Origin of the sequence: Paracoccus niistensis (genome assembly GCF_042432925.1) — a bacterium.
Taxonomy (GTDB): domain Bacteria; phylum Pseudomonadota; class Alphaproteobacteria; order Rhodobacterales; family Rhodobacteraceae; genus Paracoccus; species Paracoccus niistensis.
In genome coordinates this window covers 13,940-35,866 of record NZ_JBHLWE010000017.1, presented here as the reverse complement: position 1 = coordinate 35,866, position 21,927 = coordinate 13,940, and the positions used below count along the sequence as shown (strand labels likewise).

At 67.9% G+C, this 21,927-nt stretch carries 21 protein-coding genes; 11 read left to right on the top strand and 10 right to left on the bottom strand.

Annotated features, from left to right (window positions below):
- The 6 genes from ACFFII_RS04390 to ACFFII_RS04365 form a co-directional block, all read right to left on the bottom strand.
- Entirely contained in the window at positions 1-426 is a 426-nt protein-coding gene (locus tag ACFFII_RS04390) for a DUF2231 domain-containing protein (protein WP_377697680.1), read from the bottom strand.
- A gap of 134 nt (positions 427-560) precedes the next feature.
- A complete protein-coding gene (locus ACFFII_RS04385) occupies positions 561-2,744 on the bottom strand; it encodes a 3-hydroxyacyl-CoA dehydrogenase NAD-binding domain-containing protein (RefSeq protein WP_377697679.1) in 2,184 nt (727 codons plus the stop codon).
- 7 nt (positions 2,745-2,751) lie between these two features.
- On the bottom strand, positions 2,752-3,963 hold the full coding sequence (locus ACFFII_RS04380; protein ID WP_377697678.1) for an acetyl-CoA C-acetyltransferase: 1,212 nt from the start codon (positions 3,961-3,963) through the stop codon (positions 2,752-2,754).
- A gap of 10 nt (positions 3,964-3,973) precedes the next feature.
- Complete coding sequence (locus ACFFII_RS04375; RefSeq protein ID WP_377697677.1) at positions 3,974-4,600, bottom strand: glutathione S-transferase family protein; 627 nt, start codon at positions 4,598-4,600, stop codon at positions 3,974-3,976.
- A gap of 315 nt (positions 4,601-4,915) precedes the next feature.
- Entirely contained in the window at positions 4,916-6,691 is a 1,776-nt protein-coding gene (locus tag ACFFII_RS04370) for an acyl-CoA dehydrogenase C-terminal domain-containing protein (RefSeq protein WP_377697676.1), read from the bottom strand.
- A gap of 241 nt (positions 6,692-6,932) precedes the next feature.
- Positions 6,933-7,337, bottom strand: coding sequence for a MerR family transcriptional regulator (locus ACFFII_RS04365; RefSeq protein WP_377697675.1), 405 nt, complete (start codon positions 7,335-7,337; stop codon positions 6,933-6,935).
- A gap of 138 nt (positions 7,338-7,475) precedes the next feature.
- Between ACFFII_RS04365 and ACFFII_RS04360 the strand changes: the two genes are divergently transcribed.
- Together ACFFII_RS04360 and ACFFII_RS04355 are read left to right on the top strand one after the other, a co-directional pair.
- A complete protein-coding gene (locus tag ACFFII_RS04360) occupies positions 7,476-7,913 on the top strand; it encodes a PaaI family thioesterase (protein ID WP_377697674.1) in 438 nt (145 codons plus the stop codon).
- A gap of 16 nt (positions 7,914-7,929) precedes the next feature.
- A complete protein-coding gene (locus ACFFII_RS04355; protein WP_377697673.1) occupies positions 7,930-8,376 on the top strand; it encodes a PaaI family thioesterase in 447 nt (148 codons plus the stop codon).
- A 58-nt stretch (positions 8,377-8,434) separates the two neighbouring features.
- On the opposite strand, the gene ACFFII_RS04350 is transcribed toward ACFFII_RS04355, so the two are convergent.
- Positions 8,435-8,749 carry a DUF1476 domain-containing protein gene (locus tag ACFFII_RS04350; protein WP_090754090.1) on the bottom strand — a complete coding sequence of 105 codons (315 nt, stop codon included), beginning with the start codon at positions 8,747-8,749 and terminating at the stop codon, positions 8,435-8,437.
- Between the two features lie 134 nt (positions 8,750-8,883).
- Here ACFFII_RS04350 and purC point away from each other — a divergent pair, with 134 nt between their 5' ends.
- The 8 genes from purC to ACFFII_RS04310 all read left to right on the top strand — a co-directional run bounded on the left by purC (position 8,884) and on the right by ACFFII_RS04310 (position 17,152).
- Positions 8,884-9,642 (top strand): phosphoribosylaminoimidazolesuccinocarboxamide synthase, encoded by a 759-nt coding sequence (gene purC / locus ACFFII_RS04345; protein WP_090754088.1) that lies wholly within the window; start codon positions 8,884-8,886, stop codon positions 9,640-9,642.
- Positions 9,643-9,655: 13 nt separating this feature from the next.
- Complete coding sequence (purS, locus tag ACFFII_RS04340; protein WP_090754086.1) at positions 9,656-9,895, top strand: phosphoribosylformylglycinamidine synthase subunit PurS; 240 nt, start codon at positions 9,656-9,658, stop codon at positions 9,893-9,895.
- Positions 9,896-10,034: 139 nt separating this feature from the next.
- Entirely contained in the window at positions 10,035-10,904 is an 870-nt protein-coding gene (locus ACFFII_RS04335; RefSeq protein ID WP_377697670.1) for a LysR family transcriptional regulator, read from the top strand.
- An 88-nt stretch (positions 10,905-10,992) separates the two neighbouring features.
- Positions 10,993-11,508: a formate dehydrogenase subunit gamma gene (locus ACFFII_RS04330; protein ID WP_377697669.1), complete on the top strand. Its 516-nt coding sequence runs from the start codon at positions 10,993-10,995 to the stop codon at positions 11,506-11,508.
- Positions 11,508-13,040 carry a formate dehydrogenase beta subunit gene (locus ACFFII_RS04325; protein ID WP_377697667.1) on the top strand — a complete coding sequence of 511 codons (1,533 nt, stop codon included), beginning with the start codon at positions 11,508-11,510 and terminating at the stop codon, positions 13,038-13,040. Before ACFFII_RS04330 ends, ACFFII_RS04325 begins: the two co-directional genes overlap by 1 nt.
- The gene (fdhF, locus tag ACFFII_RS04320; RefSeq protein ID WP_377697666.1) at positions 13,037-15,916 is read left to right on the top strand and encodes a formate dehydrogenase subunit alpha; all 2,880 of its coding nucleotides are present in this window, start codon (positions 13,037-13,039) and stop codon (positions 15,914-15,916) included. Before ACFFII_RS04325 ends, fdhF begins: the two co-directional genes overlap by 4 nt.
- Positions 15,913-16,869, top strand: a complete 957-nt coding sequence (gene fdhD, locus ACFFII_RS04315; RefSeq protein WP_377697665.1) for a formate dehydrogenase accessory sulfurtransferase FdhD — start codon at positions 15,913-15,915, stop codon at positions 16,867-16,869. Before fdhF ends, fdhD begins: the two co-directional genes overlap by 4 nt.
- A gap of 4 nt (positions 16,870-16,873) precedes the next feature.
- Complete coding sequence (locus ACFFII_RS04310) at positions 16,874-17,152, top strand: formate dehydrogenase subunit delta (protein ID WP_377697664.1); 279 nt, start codon at positions 16,874-16,876, stop codon at positions 17,150-17,152.
- A 117-nt stretch (positions 17,153-17,269) separates the two neighbouring features.
- On the opposite strand, the gene ACFFII_RS04305 is transcribed toward ACFFII_RS04310, so the two are convergent.
- Entirely contained in the window at positions 17,270-19,501 is a 2,232-nt protein-coding gene (locus ACFFII_RS04305) for an adenosylcobalamin-dependent ribonucleoside-diphosphate reductase (RefSeq protein WP_377697663.1), read from the bottom strand.
- A 149-nt stretch (positions 19,502-19,650) separates the two neighbouring features.
- Here ACFFII_RS04305 and ACFFII_RS04300 point away from each other — a divergent pair, with 149 nt between their 5' ends.
- Entirely contained in the window at positions 19,651-20,007 is a 357-nt protein-coding gene (locus ACFFII_RS04300; protein ID WP_377697662.1) for a hypothetical protein, read from the top strand.
- 3 nt (positions 20,008-20,010) lie between these two features.
- On the opposite strand, the gene ACFFII_RS04295 is transcribed toward ACFFII_RS04300, so the two are convergent.
- Positions 20,011-21,483, bottom strand: coding sequence for a class I adenylate-forming enzyme family protein (locus ACFFII_RS04295; RefSeq protein WP_377697661.1), 1,473 nt, complete (start codon positions 21,481-21,483; stop codon positions 20,011-20,013).
- Between the two features lie 165 nt (positions 21,484-21,648).
- Complete coding sequence (locus ACFFII_RS04290) at positions 21,649-21,855, bottom strand: cold-shock protein (RefSeq protein ID WP_090754070.1); 207 nt, start codon at positions 21,853-21,855, stop codon at positions 21,649-21,651.
- Positions 21,856-21,927 lie beyond the last annotated feature (72 nt).

Here is a 21,927-nt window from a genome sequence, read left to right as displayed (position 1 = left end):
TCACCTTTCAGTCCGGATGCCGGAAAAGCCGATCCATGCCGCGACAAAGGCCAGCAGCGCCGAGATGGCCGACAGCCATATGGCCTCGGGCATGATGGCCCAGGCATCCTTGGCATGGATGAAGGCGTTCAGCAGGCCGAGCACCCACATGGCCAGCAGGGCCACGAAATAGAGGATTGTGCGCCGCTGCCCCCGCGTTTCCCGGCGGAACAGGTTGATCAGCGCCCAGAGCCCGGCGAAGGCGCCCACGAGCAGGCCCCCGGCGTTCAGCCACTGCGCGAAGTTGTGCCACTGGATCTGGAAGGTCGCGCGATAGGCAAGGTCGCTGGCCAAGGTTCCAAGGAACAGAGGAAAGGGGAAGGACAGGAGGATCGCGTGCAGCGGGTGGATCGGCCTCGGGTCGGCCCGACCGTAGATTGCAACCATGACTGCGCCCCCGCCGTTTCTCTATGGTTGCGAACGCGGGCCTTCGCGGGGGGTTCCCCCGAAGGTTGCAAAAGACGACGGGCGCCGGAGTTTCCTCCAGCGCCCGCCCCTGTTCCTGTTGATCCGGTACTGCCTTACGCGGCCTGCTTCTGTCCGCCAAAGCGGCCGTAGAAGCTTTCGCCTTTGGCGGCCATGTCGCGCAGCAGCGCAGGCGGGGCGAAGCGGTCGCCATGCTCGGCGGTCAGCTTGTCCGCCAGTTCCACCGCGCGCTCGGCCCCCAGCATGTCCAGCCAGCCGAAGGGTCCGCCGGTCCAGGGCGCGAAGCCCCAGCCGAGGATGGCGCCCACGTCGCCCTCGCGGATGTCGGTCAGCACGCCCTGTTCCAGCGCGCGCACCGCCTCCAGCGCCTGCACGAACATCAGGCGGTGCTGGACCTCGGTCAGTTCCGGCTGGTCCTCGGCACGCGCCCAGTTCTCGCCGATGCCGCGCCACAGGTCCCCGCGCTTGCCGGCCTCGTCATAGTCGTAGAAGCCGGCCTTGGCCTTGCGGCCCATCCGGCCCGCATCGGCCAGTCTGAAGATGACCGCGTCCACGTCCCCGTCGGCATAGGCGTCGCCCATCGCCGCCTTGGTCGCCTTGGCGATCTTGACGCCCAGGTCGATCGAGGTCTCGTCCACCAGCTGCAGCGGCCCCAGCGGCATCCCCATCAGCTTGGCCGCGTTCTCGACCAGCGTCGGGTTCACCCCTTCGCCGACCATGCGGATGCCCTCGTTGATATAGGGGATGATGCAGCGGTTGGCGTAGAAGAAGCGTGCGTCGTTGACGACGATCGGCGTCTTGCGGATCTGCCGCACGAAGTCGAGCGCCTTGGCCACCGCCCGGTCGCCGGTCTGCTGGCCGCGGATGATTTCCACCAGCGCCATCTTGTCCACCGGGCTGAAGAAGTGGATGCCGATGAACTGCTCGGGACGCGTGCTGGCCTTGGCAAGATCGCTGATCGGCAGGGTCGAGGTGTTGGTGGCGAAGATCGCGTCGGCGGGGATCACCGCCTCGGCCTTGGCAGTCACGTCGGCCTTGACCTTCGGGTCTTCAAAGACGGCCTCGACGATCAGGTCGCAGCCCGCCAGCGCCGCATAGTCGGTCGTGGCGGTAATGCGGCCCAGAACCTCGGCCTTCTTCTCCTCGGTGACCTTCTTCCGGCTGATGCCCTTGTCGAGGATGCCGGTCGAGTAGGACTTGCCCCGGTCGGCTGCCTCCTGCGTCGAGTCGATCAGCACGACCTCGATGCCTGCGTTGGCCGAGACATAGGCGATGCCCGCGCCCATCATGCCGGCGCCGAGGACGCCGACCTTGCGGACGCGCTGGTCCGGGGCCTCGGGGCGGTTCGCGCCCTTCTCCAGCGCTTCCTTGTTGATGAAGAGGCTGCGGATCATGTTGCCGGACGAGGGGTTCATCAGCACATGGGTGAACCAGCGCGCCTCGATCCGCAGCGCGGTGTCGAAGTCCACCAGCGCGCCTTCATAGACCGCCGACAGCAGCGCCTTGGCCGCCGGATAGACGCCCATGGTCTTGCCGTGGACCATCGCGGCGGCGCCGAGGAAGGTCATGAAGCCGCCTGGGGTATAGGGCGAGCCGCCGGGCATCTTCCAGCTCTTCTGCTCCCACGGCTTGACCAGGTCGGCGTCGGTGGCCTTCAGCACCCATTCGCGGGCCGCGGCCAGCGGGTCTTCGACCACCTCGTCGATGACGCCCGCGGCCTTGGCCTTGGCCGGGTCGTTCATCTTGCCTTCCAGCAGCAGCGGGGCCGCGGCCATCGCGCCCAGCTTGCGGATCAGCCGCGTAGTGCCGCCCGCGCCGGGGAAGATGCCGACCATGATCTCGGGCAGGCCGATCTTGGCCTTGGGGTTGTTCGCGGCAAAGATGCGGTGGGTCGCCAGCGGCAGTTCCAGCCCGATCCCCAGCGCGGTGCCGGGCAGGGCGGCGGCAATCGGCTTGCCGCCCTTCTGCGTCTTGCGGTCCATGCCCGCCAGCTCGATCTTGCGCAGCAGGTGGTGCAGGCTCATCACGCCGTCGAAGACCGCCTGCGGGCCGCCTTCCTTCATCTGCGCCAGCACGTTCAGGTCCATGCCAGCGGCGAAGTCCGCCTTGCCGCTAGTGATGACGATGCCCTTCACGGCCTCATCGGCCAAGGCATCGTCGATGAGGTTGTTCAGTTCCGCCGCGCCGTCCATCGACAGGACGTTCATCGACTTGCCGGGCACGTCCCAGGTGATGACGGCGACGCCGTCGTCGCCCTTCTGCATGGTGAAATCGGTCATGGCTGCCTCACACGCGTTCGATGATCGTTGCCGCGCCCATGCCGGACGCCACGCACAGGGTCGCCAGACCCGTTTCCTTGTCCTGCCGTTCCAGTTCGTCCAGCAGTGTGCCGATGATGATGGCGCCGGTGGCGCCCAGCGGGTGACCCATCGCAATGGCACCGCCGTTCACGTTGACCCTTGCGGGATCCACCTGGAAAGCCTGCATGAAGCGCAGCACGACGGACGAGAAGGCCTCGTTCACCTCGAAAAGGTCGATGTCCGAGATGCTCATGCCCGACTGCTGCAGGACGCGTTCCGTCACCGGCACCGGGCCGGTCAGCATGATCGTGGGGTCGGTGCCGATCTTCGCCGTTGCACGAATGCGCGCGCGCGGCTTGAGGCCGCGGGCCTCGCCCCATTCGCGGCTGCCGATCAGGACCGCGCCTGCGCCGTCCACGATGCCCGAGGAGTTCCCGGCGTGGTGGATATGCTCGATCCGGTCGAGATGGGGATATTTCAGCAGCGCGACCTTGTCGAAGCCGGGCATGACCTCGCCCATGTCCTTGAAGGCAGGCTTCAGCTTGGCCAGGTCCTCCATCGTCGTGCCGGGGCGCATGTATTCGTCGTGGTCGAGGATCACGATGCCGTTCTGGTCGCGCACCGGAACGATGGATTTTGCGAAGCGCCCTTCCTGCCACGCCTGGGCGGCGCGGCGCTGGGATTCGACGCCGAAGGCATCGGCCTCCTCGCGGGTGAAGCCGTATTCTGTGGCGATGATGTCGGCGGAAATGCCCTGCGGGACGAAATAGGTCTTCATGGCAAGGCTGGGATCGACGGCAATCGCCGCTCCGTCCGAGCCCATCGGGACGCGGCCCATCATCTCGACGCCGCCGGCGATATAGGCCTCGCCCGCCCCCGCCTTGACCTGGTTCGCGGCCAGGTTCACGGCCTCCATCCCGCTCGCGCAGAAGCGGTTGATCGAGAGGCCCGGCACCCGCTCGTCGAGGTCCGAGAGCAGCACGGCCGACCGCGCGAGGCATCCGCCCTGTTCGCCCACCTGGGTGACGTTGCCCCAGATCACGTCCTCGACGGCGTGGTCGCTGAGGCCGTTGCGTTCCTTGATCGCGTTCAGCAGGCGTGCGGAGAGCGCAACCGCCGTGACTTCGTGCAGGCTGCCGTCCTTGCGGCCCTTGCCGCGCGGGGTGCGGGCGGCGTCATAGATATAGGCGTCGGTCATGCGTCCTCCTTCAGGCCCGGTCGGCAGGGCTGCCGGGCATCAGATCATAGGGGTGCTTCCAGCCGGGCAGACCCGCGATGCGGTCCAGCCAGGCGTCGATATGCGGCCAGTCGGAACGGTCGAAACCGAAGGGCTCGGGGTAATACAGGTATCCGCAACAGGCGAAGTCGGCGATGGTGGGGGCGGTATCGGCCACCCAGTCGCGCGCGGACAGGTGGTCGTTCAGCACCTGGTAGGCGGCCTTCAGGCGGCCCTGCTGGAAGGCGATCACCTCGGCCGGGCGCTTCTCGGGCGGCAGGAAGTTCGACAGGAAGCGGGTCGAGCCTGCCACGCCCGACAGCTTGTGGTTGTCCCAGAAGAGCCAGCGCAGGACCTCGCTGCGGTCGGTGCCGCCGAGGCGGCCGGTGCGCTCGGCCACGTGCAGTTGGATCACGGCGGACTGGGTCAACGTCAGCCCGCCGTCGCGCAGGACCGGAACCTCTCCCATGGGATTGATGGCGCGGAAGGCGGGACTGCGCGCCTCGCCGTTGAAGAAATCGACCTTGACGGGCTCCCATGCGTAGCCCGCGAGTTCCATCGTCAGCGCGGCCTTGTAGGCGTTGCCCGATTCACCAAAGCACCAGAGTTGCGCCGTCATGCCTGCCCCCGCCATTGCAACCGGGGGCTTCGCGCCCCCATCGTCATATATGACGATCCCCCGCGGGATATTTCCGCGAAGAAGAATGAAGAAGAATTCCGTGAAAGATTAACCGTTCCTCAAGGTTTCATCCTCAGCATTGTTTCCACGGTACAGGCTGGGAAGCCGATGACCGTCGAAGGAGAAGAAAGCCCCGGCCCGCCAGAGATGCCTATGGGCCGCGCGGGCCGGGGCCGCATCCGGCCTGCGTTCTTCTTCGTCCAAATATCCCCGCCGGAGGCTCCGGCCGTGCCGCAGGCGGGGAGGGTGGTCATTTCAGAACTGCTCGGCCGCCAGCGCCATCACCGTGTCCGAACCCGACTGGATGCGGGCCAGGTGCGTCGCGGTCATCGGCAGCTGCCGCTTCATGTAATAGCGGCCGGTCGCCAGCTTGGTGCGGTAGAACTCGGCATCGCCCCGGCCCTCGTCCAGCGCATTCTGCGCGGCAACGGCCATCCGGCCCCACATCAGGCCCAGCACCGTGTGCCCGAAGAGGTGCATGAAGTCATAGGAGCCCGCCAGCGCGTCGTTCGGATTCTTCATGCCGCGTTCCATGAAGAACATGGCTGCCGCCTGAAGGTCCTTGGACGCGGCCTTCAGGGGCTCGAGGAAGTCGGCCTTCAGCGCCGCGTTGCCCTCGTTCTCGCGGATGAAGCCCTTGACCATCTCGAAGAAGCTCATGACGTGCTTGCCGCCGTCCAGCGCCAGCTTGCGGCCGACGAGGTCCAGCGCCTGGATGCCGTTCGCGCCCTCGTAGATCATGGCGATGCGGGCGTCGCGGACGAACTGCGACATCCCCCACTCTTCGATATAGCCGTGGCCGCCGTAGACCTGCTGGGCCTGGACCGTGCCCTCGAAGCCCTTGTCGGTCAGGAAGCCCTTGATGACCGGAGTCAGCAGCGAGACGAGCCCCTCGGCCTGGGCGTCGCCCGCGTGGCCGCGGTCGATCAGGTCGGCACCCCAGAAGGTCAGCGCGCGGGCGCCTTCCAGAAAGGACTTCTGATCCATCAGCGCGCGGCGGATGTCGGGATGGACGATGATCGGGTCGGCGGGGCCCTGGGGATTCTGCGCCCCGGTCACCGCGCGGCCCTGCAGCCGGTCGCGGGCGTAGATGACGGCGTTCTGGTAAGCCGCCTCGGCGACCGCATAGCCCTGCAGGCCCACGCCCAGCCGCGCCTCGTTCATCATGGTGAACATGGCGCGCATGCCCTTGTGCAGATCGCCCAAGAGCCAGCCCTTCGCCCCGTCATAGTTCATGACGCAGGTCGAGTTGCCGTGGATGCCCATCTTCTCCTCGATCTTGCCGACCGAGACGGGCTGGCGCTCGCCGAGGGATCCGTCCTCGTTCACCAAGAACTTGGGCACGATGAACAGGCTGATGCCCTTGGTGCCCTCGCCGCCGCCGGGGGCCTTGGCGAGCACGAGGTGGATCACGTTCTCGGACAGGTCGTGGTCGCCGGCCGAGATGAAGATCTTCTGACCGGTGATCAGGTAGCTGCCGTCCTGTTGCGGCTCGGCGCGGGTGCGCAGCATGCCGAGGTCCGTGCCGCAATGGGGCTCGGTCAGGTTCATGGTGCCGGTCCAGTCGCAGGACACCATCTTGGGCAGGTAGGTGCGCTTCTGCTCGTCCGTGCCATGGGCATGGATGGCGGAATAGGCGCCGTGGGTCAGGCCCTGGTACATGTTGAAGGCCATGTTGGCCGCCACGAAGATCTCGCCCGTGGCCACGCCCATGACATAGGGCATCCCTTGGCCGCCGTATTCGGGATCGCAGTCGAGGCCGGTCCAGCCGCCTTCCTTCACCGCCTCGAAGGCGGCCTTGAAGCCCTCGGGCGTGCGGACCACGCCGTTTTCCAGCACGCAGCCCTGGCTGTCGCCGACCGCGTTCAGGGGGGCCAGAACCTCGCTGGCCAGCTGGCCCGCGGCTTCCAGGATCGCCTCGGTGAACGAGGGTTCCAGGTCCGAGCGTCCGGGCAGGTCCGAGGCGGACACGTCGAGGACATCGTGCAGCAGGAACTGCATGTCGCGGATCGGGGCGTTGTAGGCGGTCATGGGGCCTCCACGGCAGCTGTCGCGGATGCGGGCGACGCGCGCCCCGGCCTTGCGGCGGGCGCGCCAGGGCTGCGCTGCATCCACGGGATCACGTCGGATGGCTGCCGTGGCGGACGGGCGGACAGCAGAATGTCGGACATCGCTGAACCCCTCCCCTCGTCAGCCTTGCACGACAAGAGTTACAGCGCGTCCGCCGCTTCGCCAGCGGGGACGCTGCGTCATGGGCCCGGCTGCCGGGACGTCAGTTGGCGGCGGCCTCGTCCTCGGAGGGCATGCTGCCCAGCAGCTCGACAGTCTCGTCGCGCAGCCTGCGCAGGTCGGTCATGGAGGCCTCGATCTCGTCGCGCTGGGCGGCCAGCACGTCGAGCTGGCGGGTGGCGAGATCCACCCAGACCTCGTATTGGGCGCGGGTGCCCTGCTGCTGGTAGATCAGCAGCCACTGCCGGATGTCCTCCAGGCTGAAGCCGAAGCGGCGGCCGCGCATGATCAGTTTCATGCGGGCGATCTCGCGCGGGCCATACCAGCGGGCGCGGCCTTCGCGCCGGGGGCTGAGAAGTTCGATATATTCGTAATAACGCAGCGTGCGTGGAGTCACGTCGAACCGGGCGCACATTTCCTTGAAACTGATCCAGCTTTCGTCCGGCATTCCCTGCGTCCCCGTGCGTTGTGCCGCAACGTAACGCAGCCTGCCGCCGACCTCAACCGCAACGGGTGTCGCACGGGCGGACTTGCGGGGCGGCACCGGGCAGGGCAGTCATCCGGGAACCACATGGCGAGGACGAGGATGGAACTTCTGCCCGGTGCCCGGACCGAGGACGCGGCCGAGATGGCCCGGATCTTCATGACCGTCATCCCCCATGCGCGCGCCCTGGGGATGGAACTGGTCGAGGCGACCCCCGGCGTGGTCGAGATCGCCATGCCCTGGAGCGCGGAGTTCGTGGGGGACCCGCGCACGGGCGTGCTGCATGGCGGCGTGATCTCGGCGCTGATGGACACCTGCTGCGGGGCGGCGGTGATGACCCATCCCGCCCGTCCCGCGACAACGGCCACGATCGATCTGAGGATCGACTATCTGCGCTCGGCCACGCCGGGGCAGCGGGTGCGGACGCGGGCCGAGTGCTTTCACATGACGCGCTCGGTCGCCTTCGTACGGGCCGTCGCGCGGGACGAGGGCGACACGCCCGTGGCGACGGCCACCGGCAGCTTCACCGTGGGAGGCTGAGATGGACGGCATGGCGATGACGCGCGAATCGGTGATCAACCAGCTGCTGGCGCAGGTGCCCTATGTCCGTTGGCTGGGAGTCGCCGTGGACCGGCACGGGGACGAGCTGACCGCCGTGCTGCCCTTTTCCGACAAGCTGATCGGCAACCCGGTCCTGCCTGCGCTGCATGGCGGCGTCACGGCGGCCTTTCTTGAAACAACCGCCGTGCTGGGCCTGTTGTGGGCGACGCTGGATGGAAGCCGCGGCCTTCCGCTGGGAGAGGAGGGGCTGCCCCGGCTGCCCAAGACCATCGACTTCACGGTGGACTACCTGCGGTCGGGCGCGGCGCGGGACGCCTATGCGCGGGCCCGCGTGGTCCGGCTGGGGCGGCGCTATGCCAGCGTGCAGGTCGAGGCCTGGCAGGACCGCCGCGACCGCCCCTTCGCGCAGGCGAACGGGCATTTCCTGATGCCGCAGGGATAAGGCCCCGAGTTCATGAAAAAAGGCCCCCGAGGGGGCCTTTGCGCCGGGGCAGGGCCGGTCAGGCCTCCGAGGCGATCTGGCGGCGCGCTTCTTCGCGCAGTTCGACCATCTTGGCGCGGATCGTCGCTTCGTCGGCGCGCCCGGCCAGGTCCTCGGACAGCTTGCGGAACACGTCGTCCTCGCCCGGCTCCTCGAAGTCCGAGGTCACGACGGTCAGCGCATAGGTGCGCGCCTCGTCGCCGGTCTTGCCCAGCAGGCCGGCCGCCCATTCGCCCAGAAGGCGGTTGCGGCGCGCCTCGGCCTTGAAGCGCAGTTCGGCGTCATGGGCGAACTTGGTTTCAAAGGACCGTTCGCGGTCGTCGAAGGTGGTCATCGCGGCCTCCGTTGCAAGATTGCGCCTGATATGCCTGCACGGCATGGCTCTCGCAAGCTCGTATTGCCCCCGCGGCCCGAACGGCGTTATGGGTGCGGCAAAGTTTGCAGTTTTCCCGGACGAAAGGCGCGATCATGGCCCCCAGGCGCAAGAAGATCTATGAGGGCAAGGCCAAGATCCTTTACGAAGGCACAGAGCCCGGCACCCTGATCCAGTATTTCAAGGACGACGCCACCGCCTTCAACGCCCAGAAGAAGGCGGTAATCGAGGGCAAGGGCGTGCTGAACAACCGTCTGTCCGAGTTCTTCATGCAGGGCCTGGGCAACATCGGCGTGCCGACCCATTTCATCCGCCGCATCAACATGCGCGAGCAGCTGATCCGCCAGGTCGAGATCATCCCGCTGGAGGTGATCGTGCGGAACTTCGCCGCCGGGTCCATCGCCAAGCGGCTGGGGATGGAGGAGGGGACCCAGCTGCCCCGCCCGATCGTCGAATACAGCTACAAGAACGACGAGCTCGGCGACCCGATGGTGTCCGAGGAATACGTGATCGCCTTCGGCTGGGCGACCCAGCAGGACCTGGACGACATCGTCAGCCTTGCGCTGCGGGTCAACGACTTCCTGTCGGGCGTCTTCTACGGCGTCGGCATCAAGCTGGTTGATTTCAAGATCGAGATCGGGCGGATCTGGGACGGGGATTTCATGCGGCTGGTCGTGGCCGACGAGATCAGCCCCGACAGCTGCCGCCTGTGGGACGTCAAGACCGGGCAGAAGCTGGACAAGGACGTATTCCGCCGCGACCTGGGCAACCTGACCGACGCCTATACCGAGGTCGCCCGGCGCCTGGGCGTCATGCCCGCAGCGGCGCCCGTCAAACCGACGCTGATCAACTGAAGGAACGCCGCGCATGAAAGCGAAAGTCACGATCATGCTGAAGAACGGCGTCCTCGATCCCCAGGGCGAGGCGATCCGCCACGCGCTGGGCACGCTGGGCTTTTCGGGTGTGAACGGCGTCCGGCAGGGCAAGGTGATCGAGCTGGACCTGGCCGCGACCGACCGCGCTGCCGCCGAGGCCGAGGTCGGCCAGATGTGCGAGAAGCTGCTGGCGAACACCGTCATTGAAAGCTGGCGGGTTGAGATTCTTTGAGCGCCTGCCGGCGCGAGCCGGGGCTCTGCCCCGCTCGGGCCTTGCCCCTTGCTCGCTCGAAACCGTCCACCGGACGGTTTCGCGGGCGCTCGCAAGCCCAGGGTATTTGGCCGAAGAAGAATGAGCTGAGGCCGCGTCCATGATCGACCGGCTTCACGCCTTCATGGTGCTGGCGCGTGAACAGCATTTCGGCCGTGCCGCCGAGGCGCTGGGGATCACCCAGCCCTCGCTCTCCTCGGCGCTGAAGTCGCTGGAGGATCAATTGGGCGTGCAGCTTGTCCGGCGCGGCTCGCGCTTTCACGGACTGACGCCGGAAGGCGAGCGGGTGCTGGACTGGGCGCGGCGCATCGTGGGCGACGTGCGGACCATGCAGGCCGAGTTGCGCGCGACCCGCAGCGGCGTATCCGGGCGGCTGCGGCTGGGGGTGATCCCGACGGCCATGCCGCGCATCGCCGAGCTGACGGCGCCCTTCCTTGCCCGCCATCCGGCGGCCGAGGTCACGATCCTGTCGCGGTCCTCGGACGAGATCCGCGACCAGATCGCCGCGCTGGAACTGGACGCGGGCGTGACCTATCTGGATGGCGAGCACCTGGGGCGCTTGCGGACGGTTCCGCTGTTCATGGAAACGCTCTGCCTTGTGGACCGGACCGAGGCGGGCGGGCCGGTCTCCTGGTCCGATGCGGCGACGCGTCCGCTTTGCCTGCTGACCCCCGACATGCAGAACCGCCGGATCGTGTCCGCGCGGCTGGCCGAGGCAGAGGCGTCGGCGGTGCCGCGGGTCGAATCGAATTCAATGCTGGCGATCCTGTCCCATGTGGCCAGCGGCGACTGGGCTGCGATCCTTCCGCAGGCGCTGGCCGAGGGGTTGTCCTTGCCCGTGGGCGTCAGGGCGCGGCCGCTGTCGGGCGGGCCGGGCAACATGGTCGGGCTGGTGCTGGCCGCGCGCGAGCCCTTGCCGCCGCTGGTCGAGGCGCTGATGCAGGTGGCGGAGCAGTTTTCTGATAGATAGCGCCTATCAAGGAACGGCACTTCAGGATTGATCCACCTATCGCGCAGGCCTAATCCTGTGGCGCCAGCGGCCATTCCGGAGCAAGCCCATGCAGTCACCCGCCAACGCGCCCCATTCTCCGAACACGCCCAAGGTCGCGGCGCTGGATGGCGAGGGCCTCGAGCGGTTGGGGGCCATCATCGCGCGTCATGCGGGGAGCGAGGGTCCGTTGCTGCCGATCCTGCATGACGTGCAGGCGGAATGGGGCATGATCCCCGAGGCTGCCCAGCCGATCATCGGCAATGCGCTGGGGATGAGCCGGGCCGAGGTTTACGGCGTCGTCAGCTTCTACCACGATTTCCGCGAGGCGCCTGCGGGCCGCCATGTCCTGCGGCTGTGCCGGGCCGAGGCCTGTCAGTCGATGGGCGCGGATGCCTTGGCCGATCAGGTGCAAGCGGCGCTGGGGCTCGACTGGCACGAGACGACGGCGGACGGGGGGCTGACGTTGGAGCCGGTGTTCTGCCTTGGGCTCTGCGCCTGCGGGCCTGCCGCGCAGATGGACGACCGGTTGGTCGGGCGGGCGACCGTGCAGCGGGTGGTGGCGCTGGCAGAGGGGGTGCGGTGATGCGGGTCTGGGTTCCGATCGACGCCGCTGCCCGCGCGCTGGGCGCCGACGAGGTGGCCGAGGCCGTCCAGCGCGAGATGGGCGTGGCGCCCGTGCGCAACGGCTCTCGCGGGATGATCTGGCTCGAGCCGCTGATGGAGGTCGAGATCGACGGGGTGCGGCATGGCTTCGGGCCGGTGACGCCCCAGGACGTGCCCGTGATCCTCGCCGATCCCAAGGGGCATCCGCTGGCGCTTGGGCCGGTCGAGGACCTGCCCTGGATGAAGCGGCAGACGCGGCTGACCTTTGCCCGCGTTGGGGTGATCGACCCGCTGTCGCTGGAGGACTACAAGGCCCACGGCGGGCTTGAGGGGTTGAAGGCGGCGCTGGCCGCGCCCGAGAAGATCGTGGCCGAGGTTACGGAGTCCGGCCTGCGCGGACGTGGCGGCGCGGGCTTCCCGACCGGCATCAAGTGGGCGACCGTCGCCAGGGCCGCCGCCGACCGCAAGTACATCGTCTGCAACGCCGACGAGGGCGACAGCGGCACCTTCGCCGACAGGATGCTGATGGAGGGCGACCCCTTCACGCTGATCGAGGGCATGGCGATTGCCGGCATCGCCGTGGGAGCGACCCAAGGCTACGTCTATATCCGCAGCGAATACCCCGACGCGATCCGCGCCATGCGTGCGGCCATCGACATCGCGCGGGCGGCGGGGGTGCTGGGCGGCTCGATCCTCGGCTCGACACATGGCTTCGACATGGAGGTGCGGGTTGGCGCCGGCGCCTATGTCTGCGGCGAGGAAACCAGCCTGCTGAACAGCCTGGAAGGCAAGCGCGGCATCGTGCGGGCCAAGCCCCCGATCCCGGCGCTGGAGGGCTTCCTGGGCAAGCCCACGGTGGTCAACAACGTCCTGTCGCTGGCGACCGTCCCGTGGATCATGGCAAACGGGGCTGCGGCTTACGCGGCCCACGGCATCGGCCGGTCTCGCGGAACCATGCCGTTGCAGATCGCGGGAAACGTGAAGCATGGCGGGCTGTTCGAGGTGGCCTTCGGCCTGTCGCTCGGCGAGATCGTGGACGAGATCGGGGGCGGCACTGCCTCGGGGCGACCCGTGAAGGCTGTGCAGGTCGGCGGCCCCCTGGGCGCCTATTTCCCGCGCGCGCTGTTCGACACGCCCTTCGGCTACGAGGAGTTCGCGGGCAAGGAGGGCCTCGTCGGCCACGCGGGCATCGTCATCTTCGACGACACCGCCGACATGCTGGCAATGGCCCGCTTTGCGATGGAGTTCTGCGCCATCGAGTCCTGCGGGAAATGCACCCCCTGCCGCATCGGCTCGACTCGCGGGGTGGAAACAATCGACCGGATCGCGGGCGGGGATCTTGAAGCCATCCCGATCCTCACCGATCTTTGCAACACGATGAAATGGGGAAGCCTCTGCGCGCTTGGGGGCTTTGCGCCCTATCCGGTCATGTCCGCGCTGACGCATTTCCCCGATGATTTCACCGGACGGCCCTCGACAGGAACGGGCGTCCGGGTGGAGGCTGCCGAATGAAGGACTTCATCATCCCCGACGACCGCGACCTCGGCACCCCCGCGTCGCATTCGGACATCACCGTCACCCTGACGGTGGACGGCATCCCCGTCGCGGTCCCTGCGGGGACCTCCGTCATGCGCGCCGCCGCCATTGCCGGGATCACGGTACCGAAGCTCTGCGCGACCGATCACCTGACCGCTTTCGGCTCCTGCCGGCTCTGCGTCGTCCAGATCGACGGGATGCGCGGCACGCCCGCCTCCTGCACGACGCCGGTGGCCGAGGGCATGATCGTCCACACCCAGACCGACGAGGTTGCGCAGATCCGGCGCGGGGTGATGGAGCTTTACATCTCGGACCACCCGCTGGACTGCCTGACCTGCGCGGCCAACGGCGACTGCGAGCTGCAGGATATGGCCGGGGCCGTGGGCCTTCGCGAGGTTCGCTATGAAACCGGCAAGAACCACTTCCAGCGCCGCGAGAACGGCGAGACGAACCCTGAATGGCGGGCCAAGGATCACTCCAACCCCTATTTCACCTTCGATCCGGCGAAATGCATCGTCTGCTCGCGCTGCGTGCGGGCCTGCGAGGAGGTTCAGGGCACCTTTGCCCTGACCATCGACGGTCGCGGCTTCGACAGCCGCGTGTCGGCGGGGCTGGCCTCGGATAGCTTCCTGTCCTCGGACTGCGTATCCTGTGGCGCCTGCGTGCAGGTCTGCCCGACCGCCACGCTGATCGAGAACAAGGTGATTGAGGTCGGCACCCCCGAGCGCGTCGTGAAGACGACCTGCGCCTATTGCGGCGTCGGCTGTTCTTTCGACGCCCATATGCGCGGCGAGACTGTCGTGAAGATGGTGCCCAGCAAGGACGGCAAGGCCAACCGGGGGCATAGCTGCGTCAAGGGTCGCTTCGCCTGGGGCTATGCCACCCATGCCGAGCGCATCCTGAACCCGATGATCCGCGAGGATTACCGCGATCCCTGGCGGGTGGTGTCCTGGGAAGAGGCGATCCGCTTCGCCGCCGACCGCCTGCGCGCGACGCAGGAAAGACACGGCCGCGACTCCGTCGGCGTCATCACCTCGTCGCGCTGCACGAACGAGGAAACCTATCTGGTGCAGAAGCTCGCCCGCGCGGTCTTCGGCAACAACAACACCGACACCTGCGCCCGCGTCTGCCATTCGCCCACGGGCTATGGCCTCAAGACCGCCTTCGGCACCTCGGCGGGGACGCATGACTTCGACTCGGTGGAGGAAACCGACCTCGCGCTGGTGATCGGGGCGAACCCGACCGAGGGCCACCCGGTCTTCGGCTCGCGCCTGCGGCGGCGGCTGCGGGAAGGGGCGGGGCTGATCGTCATCGACCCGCGCCACATCGACCTGCTGGACACGGCGCACCGGAACGACGCGATCCACCTGCCGCTGCTGCCCGGCACCAACGTGGCCGTCCTGACCGCGATGGCCCATGTGATCGCCGCCGAGGGCCTTTACGACGAGGCCTTCATCTGCGAGCGCTGCGACTGGGACGAGTTCCTGGAATATCGCGACTTCCTGTTGGACCCGCGCCATTCGCCCGAGGAGGTCGAGCGACAAAGCAACGTCCCCGCCGACCTGATCCGGCAGGCGGCCCGCGCCTATGCGGCGGCGCCGCGCGCCTCGATCTACTACGGGCTGGGCGTGACCGAGCATTCGCAGGGCTCGACCACCGTCATGGCGATCGCCAACCTTGCCATGATGACCGGCAACATCGGCAAGCCCGGCACCGGCGTAAACCCGCTGCGCGGCCAGAACAACGTGCAGGGATCGTGCGACATGGGGTCCTTCCCGCACGAGTTCCCCGGCTATCGCCACGTGACCGACATCGAGACGCGCAAGCTCTACGAGCAGGTCTGGGGTGTGCCGCTGTCGGACGAGCCGGGGCTTCGAATCCCCAACATGTTCGACGCGGCGACGCAGGGGCGCTTCAAGGGCCTTTATTGCCAGGGCGAGGACGTTCTGCAGTCCGACCCCGACACCAGCCACGTCCAGTCGGCGCTGGCGAGCCTCGACATCCTGATCGTCCACGACCTGTTCCTGAACGAAACCTCGAACTACGCCCATGTCTTCCTGCCGGGGTCGAGCTTCCTGGAAAAGGACGGCACCTTCACCAACGCCGAGCGCCGGATCAACATGGTCCGCAAGGCCATGACCCCCAAGAACGGTTATGCCGACTGGGAGATCACGGTGATGCTGGCCAATGCGCTGGACGCGGGCTGGGACTACAGCCACCCGTCCGAGATCATGGACGAGATCGCGCTGACCACGCCCAGCTTCGCTGGCGTCAGCTACGACCTGCTGGACCGCGAGCAGTCGGTGCAGTGGCCTTGCAATGCCAAGGCGCCGCTGGGCACGCCGGTCATGCACATCGAGGGCTTCGTGCGCGGCAAGGGCAAGTTCATCAACACCGAATACGTGCCCTCTGAAGAACGCACCGGCGGCCGCTTCCCCTTGTTGCTGACCACGGGGCGGACGCTGACGCAGTACAACGTCGGCGCCCAGACCCGGCGCACCGACAACACCGTCTGGCACCCCGAGGACGTGCTGGAGATCCATCCCCACGACGCCGAACAGCGCGGCATCCGCGAGGGCGATTACGTGCGCGTGGCCAGCAGGGCGGGCGACACGACGATCCGGGCGAAGATCACCGAACGGGTCGCGCCGGGCGTGGTCTACACGACCTTCCATCACCCCAACACGCAGGCCAACGTGGTGACGACCGACAACTCGGACTGGGCGACCAACTGCCCCGAGTTCAAGGTGACGGCGGTGCAGGTCAGCCCTTCGAACGGGCCGTCCGAGTGGCAGGAGCAGTATCGCAGCCATTCCGAGCTGTCCCGCCGCATCCTGCCGGCCGCGGAATGAGCGAGGTTGCTTTGGCCGCGGGGCACTCGCCCCTTCGGCACGAGGATTCGGATGTGACGCCGCCGGGTGAGGCAACGCCGTTCATGGACGGCACGGCGGCTGCATCCGAGGACGCGGGGCCGCGCGGGGAAATCCCTCGCGCGGCCGATCCCGTCGCCATTCCTCGCCGCTGGTCGGGCAGCGGATGGGTTCAGGCGGACGCACCTGCCACCCCCGAGGAAGCCGCCGTCGCCATCGTCATCGACGGCACCAGCCAGGCGGTGCTGATGGCGACCCCGCACGACCTCGCAGATTTCGCGCTGGGCTTCGCCTTGACCGAGGGGCTGATCGCCTCGCCCGCCGACGTGACCGACCGCGAGATCGCGCAGGTCCGCCCGCCCGCGCAACTGCCGGGCGTCCCCGCCTACGAAGCGCGCCTGTGGCTGCGCCCCGGCCTCGCCTCGGGCTTGGCCGAGCGGCGGCGCAGCATGGTCGGCCCGGTGGGCTGCGGCCTTTGCGGCGTGGACAGCATCGCGGCGGCCCTGCCGCAGGTGGTTCAAGTGGCCGAGGGTGCGCGCCTTTCTCCGCAGGATATAGGCCGCGCCATGCAGGGGCTGTCGGAAGGCCAGCGCCGCTGGCGCGAGACTCCCGCGATCCATGCAGCGGGCTTCTGGTCGCCCGCGCAGGCCGTGGTGCGCGAGGACGTGGGCCGCCACAACGCGCTCGACAAGCTTGCCGGGGCGCTGGCGGACCAGGCGATAGATGCAAGGACAGGGGCCATCGTCATGTCCTCGCGCCTGTCGGTCGATCTCGTGCAGAAGACGGCGCGCATCGGCGCTTCGGTGCTGATCGGCGCCAGCACGCCGACGCGGCTGGCCATTGCCTGGGCCGAGGCGGCGGGGATCACCCTGATCGGCCGCGCCCGGGGCGAGGCCTTCGACCTTTACACCCATCCCCAGCGCATCGAGGGCTGACGCCTTGTCCGAGATTTCCGAACACTCGCCGCATGACAAGCTGATCCGCATGGCGAACCAGATCGCCGCCTTCTTCCGCAGCCAGCCCGGCCAGCCCGAGATCGCCGTGGCGGGTCACATCAACGACTTCTGGACCTACCGGATGCGCATGGACCTGCTGGCCGCCCTGCGCGCGGGTGAACCCGTGGACCCCATCGTGCAGGCCACCGCCCCGCATATCCGCCTGCCGCACGAAGCGACCGAAGGCGTGAAGCCCGTCGATCCCCTGTCGCATCAGGAATAGGGACCGGCAATTCCCACTGAGAATACGACCTTCCGTGAAGGCTTTCTTCTTTGCCCAAGTATCCTCGGGGGTGCGGGGGTGGAAAACCCCCGCTCCGGCGACGACGCAAGCGCCGCCTCAGCCGCAGCGGGAATGTCCGCAACTGGGGCAGGTCATGCAGCCCTCGATCATGCGCATCCCCGGCGTGCCGCAGGCGGGGCAGGAGGGGCCGACCGGGGCGCTGCCGTCCGCATGGGGGTCGGACTTGAGACCCGCGCCCTCGCCCGACAGGAAGCCTATGGCGATCATGTGGCGCTCGATCACGCCGCCGATGGCGGCCAGGATCGAGGGGACGTAGCGGCCCTCCATCCAGGCGCCGCCGCGGGGGTCGAAGACGGCCTTCAACTCCTCGACCACGAAGCTCACGTCGCCGCCGCGGCGGAAGACGGCCGAGATCATCCGCGTCAGCGCCACGGTCCAGGCGTAATGCTCCATGTTCTTCGAGTTGATGAAGACCTCGAAGGGGCGCCGCCTGCCGCCGTCGTCGATGTCATTCACTGTGATGTAGATTGCGTGCTCGCTGCCGGGGAACTTGAGCTTGTAGGTCGCGCCCACCAGCGACACCGGGCGGTCCATCGGCTTGTCCAGCAGCGCCGGGGCAGTGGCCGCGGCGGGCTTTTCGACCGACAGCACGGACCCGGTCACCTCGTTGGGACGATAGGTGGTGCAGCCCTTGCAGCCTTGGTCCCAGGCGGCAAGGTAGACGTCCTTGAAGGCCTCGAAGAAAATGTCCTCGGGGCAGTTGATGGTCTTGGAAATCGAGCTGTCCACCCAGTCCTGCGCCGCCGCCTGCATGGCGACGTGGTCCAGCGGCGACAGCGTCTGGGCGTTCACGAACCAGTCGGGGAAGGGCGCGTCGCCCATGCGGTCGCGCCACAGTTGGGCGGCGTAGTCCACGACCTCCTCCTCGGTGCGGGTGCCATCCTTCTGCAGGACCTTGCGGGTGTAGCTGTGGGCGAAGACCGGCTCGATGCCCGAACTCACGTTACCGGCATAGAGGCTGATCGTGCCGGTCGGCGCCACGCTGGTCAGCAGGGCGTTGCGGATGCCGTGGGCGCGGACGGCCTCGCGCACGTCCTCGTCCATCTTCTGCATGAATCCCGAGGATAGGTAGGCCTCGGCGTCGAACAGCGGGAAGGCGCCCTTTTCCTTCGCCAGATCAGCGCTGGCGAGATAAGCCGCCCGCGTGATCCGGTGCATCCACTGGCGCGTGGCCTCGGCCGCCTCGGGCGCGCCATAGCGCAGGCCGACCATCATCAGCGCGTCGGCAAGGCCCGTGACGCCCAGCCCGATGCGGCGCTTGGCCTGCGCCTCGGCGGCCTGCTGCGGCAGCGGAAAGCGCGAGGCGTCCACGACATTGTCCATTATCCGCACGGCGGTCGTGACCAGTTCCTCGAGCGCGTCGAGGTCCAGTGCAGCCTTGGGACCAAAGGGGTCCTGCACCAGCCGCGCGAGGTTGATCGAGCCCAGCAAGCAGGCGCCATAGGGCGGCAGGGGCTGCTCGCCGCAGGGGTTGGTGGCAGAGATTTCCTCGACATAACGCAGGTTGTTCATCCGGTTTATGCGGTCAATGAAGATCACGCCCGGCTCGGCATAGTCATAGGTCGCGCGCATGATCCGGTCCCACAGGTCGCGGGCACGGACGGTGCGGTAGACCTTGCCGCCGAAGACCAGCGGCCAGTCGGCGTCGGCCTTGAGCGCCTCCATGAAGGCATCGGTCACCAGCACCGACAGGTTGAACATCCGCAGCCGGGCCGAGTCCTGCTTGGCGGCGATGAAATCCTCGATGTCGGGATGGTCGCAGCGCATCGTGGCCATCATGGCGCCCCGGCGCGAACCCGCCGACATGATCGTGCGGCACATCGCGTCCCACACGTCCATGAAGGACAGCGGTCCCGAGGCATCGGCGGCCACGCCCTTCACCTCGGCCCCCTTGGGGCGGATGGTCGAGAAGTCGTAGCCGATGCCGCCGCCCTGCTGCATGGTCAGCGCGGCTTCCTTGAGCGCGTCGAAGATGCCCCCCATGCTGTCGGGAATCGTGCCCATGACAAAGCAGTTGAACAGCGTGACCGACCGCCCGGTGCCCGCGCCCGCCATGATCCGGCCCGCGGGCAGGAAGCGGAAGTCCTCGAGCGCGGCGTAGAAGCGGCCTTCCCAGGCGGCGGGGTTCGTTTCCACCGAGGCGAGGTCGCGGGCGACGCGCCGCCATGTGTCCTCGACCGTGGCGTCCAGCGGCGTGCCGTCGGCGGCGCGCAGGCGGTATTTCATGTCCCAGATCTGTTCGGCGATGGGGGCGGCGAAACGGTTCATCCGGGTGACCTGCTTGGCATGGAACTCAGTTTTCCGTCATGCATCCCGCGCCTGCCGACGGCAAGCGCCGAGGCACGGCACAATCTTCTTGTATGAAGATGAGTGTTTCTGTCAGTTAAAAGCCTGCATGATTCTGATGGAGCCTGAAGATGCCCCGCCTCCTTCCCCTTGCCCTTCTTGCCGCCACCCTGTCGGGCGGAATGGCGATTGCCTCGGTCCCCGGCGAATATGACACCGGGCCGCAGACGGCGGGCGTGGCCGCCCCGATCAACCTGGCCGAGCCCCGCGAGACGCCGGCCGGGGCCATGACCTATGAGATCTTCGAGGCGACCGTCGAGCATGGCGACATGCCCGAATGCCCCAAGGCGATGGCGCAGGAAGGGCGGTTCTGCCGCGTGGTGCTGCAGAACGACATGCTGCATGTCTTCGCCTTCGCCGAGGATGGCGACCAGCCGATGGTTGCGGTGATGGAATATCCGCTGGACGCCGTCACCTTCCCGCAGTGAGGATCAGGCGTCCTTCCTGGGCGCCTCGCGCAAGGCGCGCCTGTTGATCTTGCCGGTGGGCGTGCGGGGCAGGGCTTTGAGCCGGATGAACTCGCGCGGCTGCTTGTAGCGGGCAAGGCCCGTCTCGGCCGCCGCGCGCATGGCCTCGGGCGTGGCGGGGCCGGTCCAGAATGCGGCGATGATCGAGGCGCCCGGAACCGGCAGTTCGGTCACCGCGACGTCGCCCGCGCCGGGGACGGGCACCAGCACGTCCTCGACCTCGGCAGGCGCGACGCGGAAGCCGCCTGCGTTCATCATGTCGTCGGCGCGGCCCAGGGTCGAGATCGCGCCGTCCTCGGCCTGCACGGCCAGGTCGCCGGTCAGGAACCATTCCCCCTGGAACTTCGCGGCGGTTTCCTCAGGCTGGCCAAGATAGCCCAGAAACAGGCCCGGATCGCTGCGATGGACCGCCAGCACGCCGGGCTGACCGGGGGGCAGGGGCTCGCCTTCATCGGACAGGATCGCCACGCGGCGGCCCGGCTGGGGATAGCCCGCCGAGCCCTCGGGCGCGGGACGGGTAGGCGAGCCCGACAGGAAGGTCGAGCATTCCGACATGCCCATCGCCTCGTGCAGTTCGGTCCCGGTGCGGTCCCTCCATGCCCGGCGCAACTCGGGGTCGAGCCGTTCGCCCGCCGTCAGGCCGTGGCGCAACTCGGGCAGCGGTGCCCAGTCGGCGCGCAGCATCCGGCGGAAGACGCCCGGTGCACCGGCGATGATCGTGGCACCATTGCGACGGGCGAGCAGAGGGATCTGCTCGATCGCCGTGCCGTCGGCCGGGATCAGCGCGGTTGCGCCTGCGGTCCAGGGGTCCATCAGCCCCGTGCCCAGCGTGAAGGTCCAGTTGAAGGCGCCCGCATGCAGCAGCCGGTCGCAGGGCGTCAGCCCGTACCAGCCGTCGAACATCATCTGCCGCGCGAGGATTGCCCGATGCGCGTGCATCACCGCGCGCGGGCGCCCCGAGGTGCCCGAAGTGTAGACGATATAGGCAAGACGGTCGGCGTCGCCCCGGTCGAACTCGGCCGGCGGCAGGAAAGCCATTCCTGACAGCTCGGTCACCGGCATGACCGGCGCCGGGTCGCCTTCGGGCAGGTCGATGCCCTCGCCCGCGATGGTCAGAGCATGGGTGATCTCGCCCGCGATCTTGGTAACCTCGCGCGCTGTCAGCATGGCCGAGGTCGGCACGGGGATCAGCCCGGCTGCGATGCAGGCAAGATAGGCCACGGGGAAGCCCGGCTCGTTCCCGATCCGCAGCAGCACCCGGTCGCCGGGCGTCAGGCCGCGTTCCCGCAGTCCCGTGGCCGTTCCCAGGACGGCGGCGCGCAGCCGCGCATGGGACCAGCGGTCGGCACCGGTGGGCGAGACCACCGCGAGCGCCAGCTTGTCAGGCGAGGCCAGCCCCGCCGCGAGCACATGTTCAGCCAGATTGAAGTCCTGCATGGCGCCCTGAGTGCCGCCTGATGCGCGCCGCTGCAAGTCGCTTGTGCGCATGATCGGCCGCCTGTGTCCCCGACGCACAGCCGGGCTGCATGCATGAAAAAACGGCCTGCGTTTCCGCAGGCCGCCAAGTGGCGCATCCGGACGGAGCGCGATGCGCCTGTGAGATCAGAGCAGCTTGAGATCCGAAGCCGAGGCGCGGCCGTCACGGCCCGACTGCAGCTCGTACTGGATCTTCTGGTTGTCGTTCAGGCCGGTCAGGCCCGCACGCTCAACCGCGGAAATATGGACGAACACGTCCTTGCCGCCATCGTCGGGCGCGATGAAGCCGTAACCCTTGGTGGCATTGAACCATTTAACCGTGCCGGTCGCCATGACCTTCTCTCCTTCAGTATCCCGGTGGCGAGATTGCCAGCCGAGCCGTGCAGCCCTTTCGCAGTCCGGCTG

Coding starts and splice junctions, on each gene's coding strand:
- ACFFII_RS04390 (WP_377697680.1), bottom strand. CDS start 426: ATGGTTGCAATCTACGGTCGGGCCGACCCGAGGCCGATCCACCCGCTG.
- ACFFII_RS04385 (WP_377697679.1), bottom strand. CDS start 2,744: ATGACCGATTTCACCATGCAGAAGGGCGACGACGGCGTCGCCGTCATC.
- ACFFII_RS04380 (WP_377697678.1), bottom strand. CDS start 3,963: ATGACCGACGCCTATATCTATGACGCCGCCCGCACCCCGCGCGGCAAG.
- ACFFII_RS04375 (WP_377697677.1), bottom strand. CDS start 4,600: ATGACGGCGCAACTCTGGTGCTTTGGTGAATCGGGCAACGCCTACAAG.
- ACFFII_RS04370 (WP_377697676.1), bottom strand. CDS start 6,691: ATGACCGCCTACAACGCCCCGATCCGCGACATGCAGTTCCTGCTGCAC.
- ACFFII_RS04365 (WP_377697675.1), bottom strand. CDS start 7,337: ATGCCGGACGAAAGCTGGATCAGTTTCAAGGAAATGTGCGCCCGGTTC.
- ACFFII_RS04360 (WP_377697674.1), top strand. CDS start 7,476: ATGGAACTTCTGCCCGGTGCCCGGACCGAGGACGCGGCCGAGATGGCC.
- ACFFII_RS04355 (WP_377697673.1), top strand. CDS start 7,930: ATGACGCGCGAATCGGTGATCAACCAGCTGCTGGCGCAGGTGCCCTAT.
- ACFFII_RS04350 (WP_090754090.1), bottom strand. CDS start 8,749: ATGACCACCTTCGACGACCGCGAACGGTCCTTTGAAACCAAGTTCGCC.
- purC (WP_090754088.1), top strand. CDS start 8,884: ATGGCCCCCAGGCGCAAGAAGATCTATGAGGGCAAGGCCAAGATCCTT.
- purS (WP_090754086.1), top strand. CDS start 9,656: ATGAAAGCGAAAGTCACGATCATGCTGAAGAACGGCGTCCTCGATCCC.
- ACFFII_RS04335 (WP_377697670.1), top strand. CDS start 10,035: ATGATCGACCGGCTTCACGCCTTCATGGTGCTGGCGCGTGAACAGCAT.
- ACFFII_RS04330 (WP_377697669.1), top strand. CDS start 10,993: ATGCAGTCACCCGCCAACGCGCCCCATTCTCCGAACACGCCCAAGGTC.
- ACFFII_RS04325 (WP_377697667.1), top strand. CDS start 11,508: ATGCGGGTCTGGGTTCCGATCGACGCCGCTGCCCGCGCGCTGGGCGCC.
- fdhF (WP_377697666.1), top strand. CDS start 13,037: ATGAAGGACTTCATCATCCCCGACGACCGCGACCTCGGCACCCCCGCG.
- fdhD (WP_377697665.1), top strand. CDS start 15,913: ATGAGCGAGGTTGCTTTGGCCGCGGGGCACTCGCCCCTTCGGCACGAG.
- ACFFII_RS04305 (WP_377697663.1), bottom strand. CDS start 19,501: ATGAACCGTTTCGCCGCCCCCATCGCCGAACAGATCTGGGACATGAAA.
- ACFFII_RS04300 (WP_377697662.1), top strand. CDS start 19,651: ATGCCCCGCCTCCTTCCCCTTGCCCTTCTTGCCGCCACCCTGTCGGGC.
- ACFFII_RS04295 (WP_377697661.1), bottom strand. CDS start 21,483: ATGCAGGACTTCAATCTGGCTGAACATGTGCTCGCGGCGGGGCTGGCC.
- ACFFII_RS04290 (WP_090754070.1), bottom strand. CDS start 21,855: ATGGCGACCGGCACGGTTAAATGGTTCAATGCCACCAAGGGTTACGGC.